Genomic DNA, 15,250 nt, shown 5'->3' with positions numbered 1-15,250 from the left:
TTTTGGGGGCTGGTGTGGAAGGCGAGGTTCTTCGGGACGATCAGTGGGATCGGTTGCGTGAGTTTGTGCCGGGTGGCCGCAAGGGCAAGCGCGGTCCGCGCAGTGACGGACGGCGGTTTCTTGATGCGCTCTTGTGGTTGGCACGATCGGGCGGTCGTTGGCGCGATCTTCCGGAGAGGTTTGGCTCCTATCAGACGGCCAAGCGGCGCTATTACCGCTGGGTCGAGCAAGGTGTGATCGACCGGATTTTCGAGGCGGTATCGGATGATCCCGACATCGAATGGCTGGCGATCGATGCGACGGTGATCCGCGCTCAGGCCCAGGCGGCGGGAGCACGGGTAAAAAGGGGGGCGTTCAAGCCCAGGCTCTCGGCCGCTCCAGAGGCGGCTTCGGCACCAAGGTCCACGCCGTAGTCGACGCTCTTGGTCTGCCGATCCGCTTCATCCTCGGTCCCGGCCAGCAAAACGACATGGCGCCAGCTTGCGATCTGATCCGGGGCATACCGGCCGGGATGGTTCTGGCCGACCGCGCCTACGATGCCGACAGCCTGCATGACCTCATCTACGAGCAAGGCGGCGAGCCGGTCATCCCGCCCCGTCGCCATCGCACATATCAGCACCGCTACGACCGTATCGCCTATCGCCAGCGATGGGGCATCGAAGGCTTCTTCGCCAAGCTCAAGCAATGGCGGCGCATCGCCACACGCTACGACAAACTCGCCGCCAACTTCCTCGGCTTCATCAAACTCGCCAGCATCATGCTCTGGATCAAATGATTAAATCGTCACCACAGCCTAGAGCATTTCCTGCCGGAAAGCCGGTTCCCACTTCTGCGCGAAATGCTCTAGCTGATCGCGACGGATGCAGCGGATTTCCGATCGCACCCCGCCCCCTTGCCGTTAATCCGATGGTGCGGTGCGCCATGCCTGACGAACAAGGCTGACGAGCGCACGGCCAGCCGGTTTTACCTGCCAGCGGCTACGCACAGCATAACAAAGCGTCAATGGATCGAATAAACCGATTCCCTCCAAGGCCACGAAATTGGCGCGAAACCATGAGTTCTCGGTGAACTGTTTTGCAACCATCCCGATAGCATCGGATGTGGCAACGATCCGTCGAACCAATTGAAAATAGTCTGTCATGTGGATCCAGTCAGCGGGACGCTTACCGCTTTTTTCGTACATCTGCTGAATGATCGATGTGTAGGGTTCGGAAGATGAGGGCACTACGAATTCGAACTGGACCAGCGGCTCCTTGCTGGTCGGGTTTATCCCCAGAATGGGATGATTGTTCCGCACAAAAGGCAGTATTTCGATCGAGGCGACCCGCTCGCACTTGAATTCCGGCCAGCGTGCAAAGGCCGCTTCAAGTCCAAAGGCGACATCGATATCGCCGCGCGACAGGAGTCGCACGCCCCTTTCGCTGTTGCCCGAAACGACTTCGACGCGCACTGCCGGATGGCGCCGCAGCAAAGAAACCAGAGGTTGGGTGAGCAACCAGTCGATTGACCCTGGGAACAGTCCGATTCGAAGCGGGCCCGCATAGGCGTCGGCGCGGCGGGCTGTATCTCCGAGTAGTTCAGCTGCGTCGGCAAGCAAGCGCGCTGCGCGATCGATAAATTCGCGTCCCTCCTCTGTCGGCATCGCGCCCCGTGAGGTCCGATGGAAAAGGGAATAGCCAAGATACCGTTCGAGTTCAGCGACACTCTTGGTCACCGCCGACTGCGTGACACCAACCGCATCCGCTGCCCTGGAGAAGGAACGAAGCTGACCAACCGCGACGGCATGCTTGAGGCGAGAATCGAGCATGGACATGCCCCACAGGAATAATTGCTCCAGAGAATGAATTAGGCGAATCAAGGTCATTTTGCCAGTCTTACTTTCGACACTGCCGCCCAGCACGACTGCAACCCGTCTCGAAATCTGGAGCGGCGAAACGGCCTGGATCAAAGCGCCAAGGTCTCAGACGCAGGTATGCCTGAATGACGAAAACTGGTCCGCTTGCAGGCCTCAAAATACTCGAAATTGCGGGCATCGGCCCGGCGCCGTTTTGCGGAATGCTGTTGGCCGACCTTGGCGCCGATGTCGTCGTCATTGAACGCGTAAGCCCTAACTCCGAAAATATCGATCTTGGCAGCGGCGCCATTGTGAACCGCGGGAAACGTGTAATTGCCTTGGATCTGAAGTCCCCCGAAGGCGTCGCGCATGTCCTGGATCTCGTCCAAAGGGGCGATGTACTGATCGAAGGCATGCGGCCTGGGGTGATGGAGAGGCTCGGCCTTGGTCCCGAGGTTTGCCTAGCGCGTAACCCCCGCCTTGTATTCGGTCGCATGACGGGTTGGGGGCAGCAGGGACCTCTCGCCCAAGCGGCCGGCCATGACATCAACTATATCGCGCTGTCAGGAGCCCTTTGGTATGCTGGGCATCCTGGTGAACCGCCAATGGCGCCGCCAAGCCTGGTAGGCGATATTGGGGGTGGAGCGCTTTATTTGGCCATCGGCGTCCTCGCAGCGGCAATGCACGCCCGGGATACCGGGAATGGGCAAGTGGTTGACGCCGCGATCGTCGATGGGAGCGCTCACATGATGAACTTGCTCCTGAGCCTGAAGGCCGCCGGCCAGGTTGCCAGCATACGCGGCTGCAGCATCCTTGACGGCCCTCACTGGTACTCGACCTATCGGTGCGCCGACGGGAATTTCATCTCAGTCGGATCACTCGAGCCCAAGTTCTATGCGCTGCTTTGCAAAAAGCTGGGGTTGGCCGGCGATAGCAGTTTTGACGACGGCTATGATCGTGATGCCTGGCCCGAGCTCAAGCAGCGTTTTAGCGAGATATTCGCCATGCGGACACGGGAAGAATGGCGCGCACTGCTGGAAGGCAGCGATGCCTGCTTTGCCCCCGTGCTTGATCCGGACGAAGCGGCGCGCCATCCTCATATGGCAGCGCGAGGCGTCTATCGGGAGATCGACAATATCCTTCAGGCAATGCCGGCGCCACGTTTTTCGGGCTCGTCACTACCGATCCCCGGACCGATCCCGCTGCATCATGAAGATCCGAGTACAATTCGGCGGGGCTGGAGCAAACCGGACCGCTGCGGGATTACCGCCAGAACCGACTGTTGCGAGTAGTCGGTTGGCATGGTGGGCGGCCAGCGGCCCGACACGAACGGTGATTTCATAACTATGAACCAATGCGACGCTCCGCTTCGCTGCATTCAAATCAAAGGAGACAACGACACACAGGCACGTCAAACTATCCGATGATTCCTGTACGCCACGCCGGAACGGCGATTGCGGACGTGTCCACGGGACGTTGTTCGCATCGTGATTCGCTCGGCGCTTGAAATCAATGCTCGCCCCGGATGTGACGACGCCGATGGGATTTCCACTGCGGCGGCCACGGCCAATGTCCTGGCGTGAGGGCTTCGGTCATCGACCGATTCGACCGTCCGAATGCGGTCTTTTGGCGCGCCTGAGAATCCGCATCAGAGTTGAGTGCGCGTTGTTCGGGAATCTCATTTAAATATTTGTAAAAACGTAATAATATAGATAATAACTCCAACCTGTATCCAGTGTGGAGTAATGGTCGCAGGGCGTGAACTTACGCCCTTATGGATGCGTCGAAGTCCTTCAGTTTGAATCTCAGGAAATTGCGGCTTGCGATGCGCATCACGCAAGAAGCGCTCGCCCATGATGCGGGCACGAGCAGCTCTTATCTGAGTGCGATCGAAAATGGCCGGTCGAGCCCGACGCTGAAAGCAATGGAGCGGCTCGCGAAGGCACTCGGCGTCAATGCCGTCTATCTCTTGTCCGGCCGGATATCGATCTCGATCGTTTCGGACGACGAACTGGAAATCGGCGCGATACTGGCGCGCCCGGCGGTGACGCTCCGGCGCCATCCGCACAAGCCGACGGGGCGGCCGAGCAAGACCAAGTAAATCATCGGGGGCTGCACGCGCGTGGGCTGGAACCACGCGCCCGATAGACGCGCCCGCAACGCGCGCGTCGAAAGGAGTGCCCCTCGGTGCCGTTTCGCGACCTCGATGCCTATATTAAGCAGGCCAGGCGCGCGAACAGTGATCGCGAGCTGTTCAGTTGCAGCGAGGCCGCCGCACGCCAGCTCGGCCTCCCATGGCTCGCGATCGTCCAGAGCATGGCCTTCTTTCAGCCCGGTGGGCGATATTTCCGCATGGACAATTTCCAGAGCTGGGGCGACGTTTTCGTCGCCGAAGGCTATTACCGCGACGATCCCGCCTTGCTCGCGGCGCGCTCGACAAGCCGGGCGTTCGGCTGGCACGAAATGGAGCGACTGCTGGGCGGCTTCACGCGGCGGCAGGCGCGCATCGTGCGCGAAGCCGCGCGTCATGGCCTGCGCAACGGCCTCACCGTTCCGATTGGCGTCGCCGGCGAGCCGCCCGGATGCTGTACGTTCGCAACGCGCGACGGGCAATTGCCGCCATCGCATATCTGCCGGATCGCGACGCTGATGGCGAGCGAGGCTTTTACCGAGGCGCGGCGCTTGCACGGCTTTCCGGCGCGCCGCCTGGAATTGCCCCATCTCAGCCCAAAGCGGCTCGAATGCTTTCGCTTGGCGGCGATGGGCAAGAGCGACGTCGAGATCGGGATCATGATGCACATCGCGCCAACGACCGTGCGCACCTACATGCGCGACCTGCGCGAGCATTTCGGCATCTATTCCCGCGCGCAGCTCCCGGCGATCGCGCTCGCCTGCGGGATCGTCTGCATCGAGGAGATCGTCCCGCGCTTCTGAGTAGGATCGCCGCATCCTCAATATTGACGACTGTTTGAACTCCGCATCTCTGCTCCTTTTGCGACCGTTCACGTTGAACGGGAGCTACTGCTATGATCCATATTGTCCAAGGGTGCTCGCTTACCGATGCGCGCGCCGCCTCGATGTTCGAGGACCGCAAGACCCTGTTCGTCGATCTGCTGGGCTGGGATGTTCCGGTCGTCGGCGGCCGCTATGAAATCGACAGCTATGACGGCGACAAGGCGGTCTATCTGATCGCCACCGACGATGGCTGCATTCACCAGGGGTCGATGCGGCTGCTATCGACAGAGGGCGCGCATCTGCTCGCCGATCGTTTCGCGTCGCTCTGCGAGTGCGATGCGCCCCGGGGGGAGCAGGTTCGCGAGATTACGCGACTTTGCCTGCCGCAACGATTGGGCGCCCCCGGACGCCTGCGTGTCCGCAACCGGCTCATCTCGGCGATGGTCGATCATGCGCTCGGCAGCGGAATCACCATGCTAACCGGCGTCGTGACCGCTGCTTTTCGCGAGGAGGTTTTGGCGATGGGCTGGCGCGCAGCGCCGCTCGGCCCCGCGCGCCGCATCGATGGCGCGTTCCTTGGAGCGTTCCGCATCGAGATCTGCGCCGGTACGCCTGCGCTGCTGGCGTCGAACGGCATCTATGTGCCGGGTGCGATCACTCCCGATGCGGCGGCAAGAGCCGCGTGAAGGGAATGGCGATGCACGACCCCGCCCGCCTAGCCGCGATGCTGCTCGCCGACGGTTATGTCATTGTCGATAACGCCGTGCCGACCGAGCTAATCACCGCGCTCGAAGCCGAACTCGCACCGCGCTTCGTCGCCACGCCCTTTTGCGAAGGCGGATTCTACGGAGCCCGCACCAAGCGCTTTGGCGCGTTGTTGCGGCGTTCACGGCATATCGCCGGCCTTGTGCTGCACCCGATCATCTGCGGTATCGCCGAAACGGTGCTCGGGGAATGGTGCGATCGTATCGTTCTCAACCTCACCCAGGCGATCGAAATCCATCCCGGCGCGCTCGCGCAGGTGCCGCACCGCGACCAGGATCTCTGGGGCGGCGTCAAGACCGGGATGCACTATCAGATCAACGTCATCTGGCCGATCGATCCGTTCACGCTGGAGAGTGGCGCGACGCTGGTCTGGCCGGGCAGCCATCACGATGCGGCATCGCAACCGGGCGATGCACGTCCGGTCGCCGCCGAAATGCCACCCGGCTCCGCGCTGCTGTTCCTCGGATCGATCCTGCATGGTGCCGGCGCTAACCAGTCCGATCATGTGCGCCGCGCGGTCATCACCTCCTATTGCCTCGGATGGCTGCGGACGTTCGAGAATCAGTATCTCGTCTACCCGCCCGCCATCGCTCGAGCGTTCGATCCCGATCTGGCCGCGCTCATCGGCTATGCCCAGCATCGCCCCAATCTCGGTAATGTCGAAGGCCAGTGCCCATCGGTGCTGCTTTACCGCGACGATATTGACGGCCTCCCGGCGATCGACGCGCTGCTTCCCGGTCAGGCGGACATGTTGGACGCCTACGTCGCGGATCAGGAAGCGGCGCGTGCGGGCCTGATCGGCGGGTAACGCGGGTTCGTCGGACTAGACGCTGCATCCATGACACACGATCCGAACGACAAAGCAGGCGGCGGCGCACGAACACCGACCGAGGTGGCGCCGCCCGCTGTGAACGGTGGAGCTGTATCTTCGACCGCGGAGCGCGCCCGGCGGGCACGCGAACATTGCCCGTTCCTGACAACCAAGCAGGCCGCGTTCCATCTCGGCCTCGCAGCGGACACGCTCAAGAAGATGCGCCGCGAGCGGCGCGGTCCGTGCTGCCGGAAACACGGCACCGTCTGGCGCTACCATATCGACGATATCGAGGCCTGGTCGCGCGCGAACATGCGGGATGGCGGAAATGGCTAGGCTGTTACCCTCCCGTCTGCCGGTTCGGGCCTCCGTGCTGATCAGTGTTGGCGTCGCCGCGCTGACGGCGACGATCGCGCTGCCCCCGACGCCGCGGCTGGTCTGGAACGTGTCGGCCAGCGCGCCGATCGGCCTCTATGCCGTTGGCGGCCGTCACGACATCGCGGCTGGCGACATGGTGCTGGCCCGCGTGCCCGACCGCTGGCGCCGGCTCGCCGCCGAGCGGCGCTACATTCCGATCAACGTCCCTTTGGTGAAGCGCGTCGCGGCCGTGCCCGGCGACCGCGTTTGCGCCCGTGGTCGCGATATCTCCGTAAATGGCCGCCCAGTCACTGATCGCCGCGAAGCTGACGGCCGCGGGCGGCCGATGCCGCGGTGGAGCGGATGTGTGACACTGAGAACCGGTGCGCTGTTCCTCCTGATGGACAGCCCGGATTCGTTCGACGGGCGTTATTTCGGACCGACATCGCGCGGCGACGTCATCGGCGAGGCGCGGCTGTTGTGGCTGGGCTGAGGGTCGCCATCACCGCCTTGGCGCTGCTAGCGGCGGCGCCGGCTGGCGCGCAGTCGGTCGTTCACTGGCGGCCTTATATCGAGGCAGCCTCGGCGCGTTTCGGCGTGCCGGTAGAATGGATCGAGCGCGTCATGCGCGCCGAGAGCGGCGGACGCACGATGCTGGACGGTCGCCCGATCACCAGCCACGCCGGCGCGATGGGGCTGATGCAGCTCATGCCCGGCACCTGGTCCGAAATGCGCGCGCGGCTCGGGCTCGGGTCCGATCCACATAGCCCGCGCGACAACATATTGGCGGGGACGCTCTATCTTCGCCTGATGTATGACCGCTTCGGCTATCCCGGTCTGTTCGCAGCCTATAATGCGGGACCGGCACGCTATGCCGAGCACGTGCGGACCGGCCGCGCGCTGCCCGGCGAGACCCGCGCCTATCTCGCGAGCGTCGCCGGAGTGCCCGTCAATTCCCAGTCGGCTGTCGCGGCCGCCAGTGCAACGCCGCGTACCGCCAATGCCATCTTCTTCGCGATCGGCGACCGGCCCCCTGCCGGCCGGAGCGAAGCCGGCGCGGCCACGCTGTTCGTCGTGCTACGCGCAGGGCCGCCCGAGACGGCTGCGCCAGGCCGTCCGTAGTGAGCACCGATCCGGGCTTCATGCGGATTCGTGTTTCTGCTATGTTCCGAGGCTATGGAGTTGGTCGTCATGCTGCTCGGTCTGATCCTTTCCGCCACCGGCATCGTCCTCTTCGCCTGGGCGATGTTCCGGCTCGCCGTCTTCGCGCTCCCGGTCGGGCTGGGTGCGGCCACCTTTCTGTGGGCGGCGGGTGGCGAGCTGGGGCTGTTGCTCGGCCTGCTTCTCGGCCTCGTCGTCGGCGTCGCGGCCTTGCTGATCGGACGCATGCTCATCGCGTCACGGTTGCCGGTTCCAGTTCGCGGGGCGGTCGCTTTTCTCTTCGCTGTGCCCGCCGGGATCGCCGGCCACAGCGTCGTCTCCGGCCTGATGCATCTCGGCGGCGCGCGGCCGACCGCGACCGGCATCGCCGCGGCGGTCGGCGCGATCATCATCGCCAGTGCCGCCATGATGAGCCTGTTGCCCGCGATGACCGCTCGCACCGGTTCGCACGGATCCCCGCTGCACGGTTGATCCGCGGCGGGTCAGTCGGCCGAGTGCTCGCCTCCGCGTCACCGTCGCGTAAGGCGACCATGGCGAGAGTGCGTCAAGACGGCAGGGTCTGACCTGACGCATCCGGGTTTTTGGGCGCCTCGCGCCTGCGGCGCGACCGCCGCTCTATTCCGCTAGGCTCACATCCGTTCGCCAAGCTCCACCGGGCCACGCTTCGCGCGTCCCGGCCAAAGGTGATGATCGGACTGGCGGGATGCCGGAGCCTTGCTCCGGCCTGTCGTCGCCGCGCCTGACCGGCGCGGCGGCGTTTTTCGTTGGGCCTTCCCCTCGTCGCACGGGTGGACGGCGCTCCCTTCTGGGCCCGGCCCGGCGTCCCGCAAGCCGGCCCTCGACTGCGCTCGGGCTCGGCTCCTCCATTGCATTGCGGCCCTGCGGGTGCGGACCGCCTTCTGGCCGCGCCCGGCAGGTCGCAGTTCGCCGCCCACCCCCGCTCCGGGGGAGGCCCTGGGGTTTTTGGGGCGGTGCAGGAGGATAGCCATGCGCCAGAGCGGCAAGCATCGCGCGCGCGGAGAAGCTGGCAGGAGCCAGCCCCCGGCAGAGCGCGCCAATCTTTACGACGAGGTGACGAACCGGATCGTTGCCGAACTTGAGGCGGGCCGCGTTCCTTGGGTCCAGCCTTGGGGCCGCCCCAATGGTCAAGGCTTCTCCGCCGCCCCCGGCCTTCCGCGCAATGCGCTCACCAGCCGCAATTACAGCGGCGTCAACGTGCTCATTCTCTGGGGCGCGGTTATCGAGTGCGGTTATCCTTCGCAATCGTGGCTGACCTTCCGCCAAGCCCTTGAAGCAGGCGGCAACGTCCGCAAGGGCGAGCGCGGGACCACCGTTGTCTATGCCGACCGCTTCACCCCCGAGGCCGAGAAGGAACGCGCACGCCTGACCGGCGACGAGGCCCGCGCCGTGCCCTTCCTCAAACGCTTCACCGTGTTCAACGTCGCGCAATGCGAAGGCTTGCGCCCCGGCCTTGCCGCCGGCCCCGCGCCGCTCCCCGAACGCCAGATCGTGCCCGTCGCCGAAGCGGTTATTGCCGCATCGGGCGTCGATTTCCGCATCGGCGGCAACCGTGCCTTCTATGTACCCGCGCATGATTATGTGCAGGTTCCGCCGCAACCCGCGTTCTTCGAGCAGATCAACTATTATCGCACCGCGCTGCACGAACTGACCCATTCGACCGGCCACGCCTCGCGCCTCGACCGCAAGATTCTCAACCCGTTCGGCAGCAAGGACTACGCCCGCGAGGAACTGGTCGCCTTATCTGGACAGTCTGCGCCGCCCGCAACATTGCAGTAAGGTCGGCGATGGACGCCCACGGTAGGCAGTTATCAGGCTGGCCGTAGCGCTGACCCAAGAGCTGGCGGAGGCCAGCCTGATAACTGCCGGGCCATAGGGCGCATCGGTGTGAGGTCAGCTTCCGGGTGGGGGGTCCGGGGGGGAGGGTTTCGTGCCGGTGTCGATCATTACCGTTTGCGAGCGCCGCGACGCCAGGGGGCTCGACGCGCATGTGCCGCTGATCCTGCGGGGAGACGCTCTCTATGATCCCGATCTCGACCGCTTCTTTGTCGACCTGCCGCTAGCGGGGATCCGCTCGCGCCATTCGCTGCGCGCCTACGCCTATGACGTTGCGGTGTGGCTTCGCTTCCTCGATGCCTGCGGCACGACGATATGGGACGCGGCCCGCGACGATGTGACCGCCTATCACCGCGCGCGGCGGCGCGGCGACGCCGCCCAGCGGATCAGCGCGGCAAGCTGGAACCGGGCAGTCGCCAGCCTCGATCGCCTCTACCGCTGGGGTAAGAGCCAAGGGCTGATTGCCGAAGCGCCGTTCAGTCGGCGCGCTATATGGCGACCGGCGCATGGGGGGCGTCGGGGCATGATCGCCGCGCGCAACGACGCCTATGAACGCACTGCCAAGCGATCGGATGTGCGGTTCGTCACGATGGACGACTACCGCATTTTCCGCGACGTCGGTCTGCGCGGCCTCGCCCTTGACGGTACGGAACGCCCCGGCGCTCGCGATCGCAACGGGCTGCGCAACGCGCTGTTCGCCGATCTTCTCGTCACAACCGGCCTGCGTCTCGAAGAGGCGTCGGGCCTGCTCGCCGATGAGCTTGCGGCCATCGATCACGACCACGATCAGGCTCAGCAGCTTTGGCTGCGCCTGCCGCCGCCGCTCACCAAGGGCGACCGCGGACGCAGCGTCCTGGTCCCGCGCCGGCTCCTTCGTCAGATCACCGCCTATGTCGCCGTCGAGCGCGCCGCGGGCGTGACCAAGTTCGCCGCGCGCGACGGTGCGGCCAGGTTCGAGCGACCGATCCACGTCACCCGCGCCGGTCTCGACCGCATGCGCGATGTCTGCACCCCGGAGGAACGATGCCGCCTGATCCTGTGCGACGAGGATGGAACGCCCCGCGAGCCGGTGGCGCTATGGCTGACCGAGGTCGGGCAGCCTGTCCGCCCCAACTCGTGGGAGGTGATCTTCACCCGGGCCTGCAAGCGGTGCGAGGAGAACGGCTTCCCGCTGTCGATCAGCCCGCACCAGCTTCGCCACACCTTCGCAGTCCATATGCTCGCTCTGCTGATCCAGCAGCGACTGCGCGAGGCCGCACTGCCGGTGGGGCCGGTGGAGACCTATCGGCTGATCCTGGGCGACCCGCTGCAACAGGTGCAACGCCTGCTCGGCCACGCGAGCCTCGCCACCACCTATGTCTATCTCGACCATATCGCGACCCGCGCCGATACGGTGGATGCGGCCGTCGAGGAGCTGCTGGCGCTGTTGCCGGGACCGCAGGGCGCATGAGCGAGCGTCCCCGCAAGGGCCGGCCTGTCGCCTTCGCGCCCATCACGCCGGAGCGACCGCAGCCCGATCCGGTGTTCGGCCTCAAGTTCACCATCGAGGCGCGGCATGGCGGGACGGTCCTGGTCGATATGACCGCGCTCGATCCTCGCCCGCTCGCCATCGCCTTTGCCGGTGCGCTGCGTCGGTCGGCCGCGCTCGGGGGACCGATCGGTGCGGCCAGCGTCATCAAGCAGTATGTCCAGGTCTATCGTCACTTCTTCGCCTGGCTTGCCGACGAAGGACTGAAGGTGGTTGGCGTCAGCGACCTGCGCGCGGTCCATATCGATGGTTTCGCATCCGCGCTCGAACGGCGTGGGATGGGCGCGATCCACCGTCACATGACGGTCAGCAAGATCATCAACACACTGCGCGCGATCGAAGCAGACCGGCCCGATCGGATCGCACCCGAGCTGCATGAGCGGCTGCGCTACACGCTGGCCACTTCGGCGGGCCGCTCGACCCCGCGCGATGCCTACAGCCCCTTCGTCGCCCGCGCGCTGCGCGACGCGGCGCGAGCCGATGTCGAAGCGATGTTCCGCCGTCTCGGCGCCGACGATCGGACCGACGAGGGTGATCCGGCCATCACCGCCGCCCGCGCCGATGTCGAAGCGATCATCGCGCGGCAGGGCTTTATCGTCGCAGACCAGCCCGAGCTGAAGAGCCTTTATTTCATGCGCATGCGCCGCAACCTGCCAACCGCGACGCTCATCGACGACCTGCATGGCCGGCATCATCTGCTCGCGCGCGACCTGCCGGCGCTGCTCGTGCTGCTCACGCTTGAGACGGGCCTTGAGCCCGAGTGCCTGAAGACGCTGACCGTGGACTGTCTCGCCAATGCCCATGCCGGCACGGTGGAGCTGCGCTATCTGAAGCGCCGGGCTCGCGGCGCCGAGCACAAGAGCATGCGCATCCGCGACGGCGGTGGCGGCACGCCGGGCGGGCTGATCCGCCGCCTGATCGACGCCACGGCGGCTGCCCGCGAGCACCTGCCCGGCGATTGCCTGTGGGCCTATCACAACGTCGGCGGCCTTCGCGCCGGCATAGTCGACCTCAAGTATCCGCTCCCCGCCTGGGCTCGCCGCTGTGGCATTGTCGACGATAACGGCAAGCCGCTGCATCTGCTGCTTTCCCGGCTGCGCAAGACCCACAAGGCGCTGTGGTACACCAAGACCGAGGGGCACATGGCCCGCTTCGCGGTCGGTCACACGCGCGAGGTCGCGGCGCGCCATTATGCCGACCTGCCGTCGCTCCGGCCCCTGCACGAGGCGGCCGTCGCCGATGCCTTTCGCGAGGCGGTCGCCGCCGCGATGCCGACCGTCCTCGCGCCCACGGCCGAGCAGGCGCTGCGCGAAGCGCCCGAGCAGGCGGCGCCGTTGATGTCGGCCGATACGGTGGGGCCGTTGCTCGACGGCGAACAGGATGTCTGGCTCGCCGCCTGCTCGGGCTTCCATAGCAGCCCCTTCTCCGAGGCCGGCTCACCCTGCGCGCAGCCCTTCTGGGGCTGCCTCGATTGCCCCAACGCCGTCATCACCGCGCGCAAGCTTCCCGCGATCCTCGCCTTCCTCGCGTTCGTCGAAGAGCAGCGACCGAGCCTCCCGGCGAGCGACTGGGCGGCCAAGTTCGGCCGCGTCCATTCCCGCATCACGACCCAGGTCCTGCCGGTCTTCTCCGATGCCGTTATCGCCGATGCGCGCTGGCAGATGGAGAGCGAGCGGCTCTATCTGCCGCCGGAAGCACGCGCATGATCACGCCCGCCCATGCCCGCGCACCCGCGTTCGACGATCGGCCCGTGCTGGCCACTGCGCCGCTCAAGGCGGGCCACGCCCGCGAAGAGCTGTCGCGGGTCGGCGACTCAAGCTGGGATCTCGGTCCCGCCGTGTTCCGCGAGAACGCGCGGCGCTGCCATGTCACCGTGCATTTCGACGTGCTCGAACATGCCGATGTGCAGGCGGCGATGCGTGCCTATCTCTACGCCCGCCTCAACGTCGATCTTCCCGGCTACCGCCCGAAGCTGCCGCCGGCGAGCATCCGCCAGGCATTCAACCGCGCACGCCGGTTCTTCGCCTTCGCGCGCCTGACGCTTGGAGGGCTCGACCTTGGCCGCATCGATCAGGCGCTGGCCGATGCCTATGCCAGGCATCTTCGCCACGATTCTGCCCGGCGACCCGTCATAGTCGGCCACCTCCTCGAAGTGGTTTCCGATCTCTATCACTATCGTGACCGCCTCGCTGGCGGAGGCCTCGCGTTTGAGCCCTGGGCCGGACAGGCACCCGCCCGCGTCGCAGGCTATCGGCACGTCGTTGAGAACCGTACCCCGCGGTTTCCGGAAGATGTCATCGCCGCACTGCTCGCCTGGTCATTGCGCTACGTCACCGTCTTCGCGCACGATATTCTATCGGCTCGGGCCGCGCTGGATCGGCTCGAGGCGCGCCGCGCCCGGCTGCTTGCCGCCGAGCGCGGACTGCCTGGCGCAGAGCGCCGCCTGCGGCAGCGCGCGCGCCTCGAGCGCCATATCGCGCGTCGAGCCCGGCAAGGCCGCGGCGTGCCGATCTGGACGACCGCGCATAACGGCGTCACGCGCACCGATCCCCGCACCGGAGAAGCGACGCCGCCGATCAACGTCCATCTTCTCCATCTTCATGCCGGTGTCGATGCTGAGGCGGAACCGGCCATGCATTTCGGACTCGCCAAGGGCGTCTCCGCCCTGATCGAAGCCGCTGCCGCCGACCTGGGCGTCGAAGTGGGCGGCATGGACACGCCGATCTCGATTGATCCCGATAGCGGTCGGCCATGGCGCGCACGCTTCGATGCGAAGACGCTCGCACAAGAGGAACGGATGCTTCAGGCGGCCGCCTATATAGTGTGCGCTTACCTCACCGGCATGCGCGACTGCGAGGTGCAGGCGATGCGGCGGGGGTGCCTCTCGATCGCGCGCAGCGAGGATGGCCTGGTCGAGCGGCATCGCATTCGATCGACCATCTACAAGCGTCGGTCGACCATGGGCGAGGCGGCGAGCTGGGTGACGATCGAGCCGGTCGCAGACGCGATAGCGGTGCTTGAACGCCTGTCGGCAAGACCGACGCGCGCCAGCGGCAGCGATACGCTCTGGCCGGTGCTACGCCCCGGCGCCGCCACCAAGACGCATCTGTCGAGCGAGGTGGTCCGCCAACTCAACGCCTTCCGCGACCACCTCAACGCTGCCTTCGGCAGCCCTGATGTGCCGGTCATCCCGTCCGGACCCGGTGGCAAGCCGTGGCGCATAACGACGCGGCAGTTCCGCCGCACCATCGCATGGCACATCGCCAACCGTCCGTTCGGCACCATCGCCGGCATGATCCAGTATAAGCACGCCTCGGTCGCCGCTTTCGAGGGCTATGCCGGAACCAGCGCATCGGGGTTTCGCGCCGAGGTCGAGGCGCAGCGCCGGCTCGGTCAGCAGGGCGACCTGCTGGACTATTTCGACCGGCGGCAGGGCGGTGCCTCACTCGCGGGGCCGGCGGGACCACGCATCGCGCGGACGCTCGACGATGCGGCCGTGCAGCTCGGGCCCTTGCCCGCCATGATCGCCGACCGCTCCCGGCTACGTGTCATGCTCGCCAGCGTCGCGCGAACCCTCCATGTCGGCCTCCTCGCGGATTGCTTCTTCGATCCCGCCACCGCGCTCTGCCTCAAGCGCGTGACCACCCCCGATCCCAAGCAGCCGCTCACGGCGCTGTGCGAGCCGACCCGCTGTCCCAACGCCTGCATCACCGCCCGTCACAGGCCAGCTTGGGAACGCGCGGCCGATGATGCCAGGGCATTGCTGCGCGAACGACGTCTGTCGGATCTTCAACGCCATGCACTCGCCACCGAGATCAACCGGCTCACTACCGTGATCGACGCCATCGGCCCCGCGCCGCCGGAGGCCAACCCCGGCTGACGGCGGAAGCTCTGCGCCGGTCGGCGCGCTGGCGCAACGGCGTTGCCGTCCTCCGCTTCGCTGCGGCCCTACGGGTGCGCAACCGCGCTTGTGCCCGGCGCTAGT

General features: G+C 65.8%; 14 protein-coding genes and 1 pseudogene. 14 read left to right on the top strand and 1 reads right to left on the bottom strand.

Features of this window, described 5'->3' with window-relative positions; all coding sequences use genetic code 11:
* Nucleotides 1-14: 14 nt before the first annotated feature.
* A protein-coding gene (locus OOT33_RS12575) for an IS5 family transposase (RefSeq protein WP_307750381.1) occupies nt 15-775 on the top strand; the annotation gives its coding sequence in 2 pieces (ribosomal slippage) (nt 15-339 and nt 339-775; 762 coding nt in all).
* Between the two features lie 123 nt (nt 776-898).
* On the opposite strand, the gene OOT33_RS12570 is transcribed toward OOT33_RS12575, so the two are convergent.
* Nucleotides 899-1,864 (bottom strand): LysR family transcriptional regulator, encoded by a 966-nt coding sequence (locus OOT33_RS12570; protein ID WP_217352622.1) that lies wholly within the window; start codon nt 1,862-1,864, stop codon nt 899-901.
* A 116-nt stretch (nt 1,865-1,980) separates the two neighbouring features.
* On the opposite strand from OOT33_RS12570, the gene OOT33_RS12565 reads away from it, so the two are divergent.
* The 13 genes and pseudogenes from OOT33_RS12565 (at nt 1,981) to OOT33_RS12505 (ending at nt 15,145) form a co-directional block, all read left to right on the top strand.
* Nucleotides 1,981-3,126: a CaiB/BaiF CoA-transferase family protein gene (locus OOT33_RS12565; protein WP_041685272.1), complete on the top strand. Its 1,146-nt coding sequence runs from the start codon at nt 1,981-1,983 to the stop codon at nt 3,124-3,126.
* Nucleotides 3,127-3,608: 482 nt separating this feature from the next.
* Entirely contained in the window at nt 3,609-3,935 is a 327-nt protein-coding gene (locus OOT33_RS12560; protein ID WP_017499963.1) for a helix-turn-helix domain-containing protein, read from the top strand.
* An 86-nt stretch (nt 3,936-4,021) separates the two neighbouring features.
* Nucleotides 4,022-4,768, top strand: a complete 747-nt coding sequence (locus OOT33_RS12555) for a LuxR family transcriptional regulator (protein ID WP_066113774.1) — start codon at nt 4,022-4,024, stop codon at nt 4,766-4,768.
* Nucleotides 4,769-4,860: 92 nt separating this feature from the next.
* Nucleotides 4,861-5,475 (top strand): acyl-homoserine-lactone synthase, encoded by a 615-nt coding sequence (locus OOT33_RS12550; RefSeq protein ID WP_058454899.1) that lies wholly within the window; start codon nt 4,861-4,863, stop codon nt 5,473-5,475.
* A 5-nt stretch (nt 5,476-5,480) separates the two neighbouring features.
* Entirely contained in the window at nt 5,481-6,362 is an 882-nt protein-coding gene (locus OOT33_RS12545; protein WP_082731460.1) for a phytanoyl-CoA dioxygenase family protein, read from the top strand.
* 30 nt (nt 6,363-6,392) lie between these two features.
* A complete protein-coding gene (locus OOT33_RS12540) occupies nt 6,393-6,701 on the top strand; it encodes a helix-turn-helix domain-containing protein (RefSeq protein ID WP_082657684.1) in 309 nt (102 codons plus the stop codon).
* 34 nt (nt 6,702-6,735) lie between these two features.
* Nucleotides 6,736-7,215, top strand: a complete 480-nt coding sequence (locus OOT33_RS12535; RefSeq protein WP_369815587.1) for a S26 family signal peptidase — start codon at nt 6,736-6,738, stop codon at nt 7,213-7,215.
* A complete protein-coding gene (locus tag OOT33_RS12530; protein WP_058454896.1) occupies nt 7,203-7,844 on the top strand; it encodes a lytic transglycosylase domain-containing protein in 642 nt (213 codons plus the stop codon). Before OOT33_RS12535 ends, OOT33_RS12530 begins: the two co-directional genes overlap by 13 nt.
* 69 nt (nt 7,845-7,913) lie before the next feature.
* Nucleotides 7,914-8,354, top strand: a complete 441-nt coding sequence (locus OOT33_RS12525; protein ID WP_137775485.1) for a hypothetical protein — start codon at nt 7,914-7,916, stop codon at nt 8,352-8,354.
* A 516-nt stretch (nt 8,355-8,870) separates the two neighbouring features.
* Nucleotides 8,871-9,656: pseudogene (locus OOT33_RS12520) on the top strand (ArdC family protein); the annotation flags it as partial.
* Between the two features lie 181 nt (nt 9,657-9,837).
* Nucleotides 9,838-11,187: a site-specific integrase gene (locus OOT33_RS12515; protein WP_039577820.1), complete on the top strand. Its 1,350-nt coding sequence runs from the start codon at nt 9,838-9,840 to the stop codon at nt 11,185-11,187.
* On the top strand, nt 11,184-12,971 hold the full coding sequence (locus OOT33_RS12510) for a hypothetical protein (protein WP_205499360.1): 1,788 nt from the start codon (nt 11,184-11,186) through the stop codon (nt 12,969-12,971). Before OOT33_RS12515 ends, OOT33_RS12510 begins: the two co-directional genes overlap by 4 nt.
* Entirely contained in the window at nt 12,968-15,145 is a 2,178-nt protein-coding gene (locus OOT33_RS12505; protein WP_039574906.1) for a hypothetical protein, read from the top strand. The genes OOT33_RS12510 and OOT33_RS12505 overlap by 4 nt, the downstream gene beginning before the upstream one ends.
* Nucleotides 15,146-15,250 lie beyond the last annotated feature (105 nt).

Origin of the sequence: Sphingobium sp. DEHP117 (genome assembly GCF_030867385.1) — a bacterium.
Lineage (GTDB): Bacteria > Pseudomonadota > Alphaproteobacteria > Sphingomonadales > Sphingomonadaceae > Sphingobium.
The sequence above is the reverse complement of the archived record's forward strand: the minus strand, read 5'-3'. Positions and strand labels throughout refer to the sequence as shown.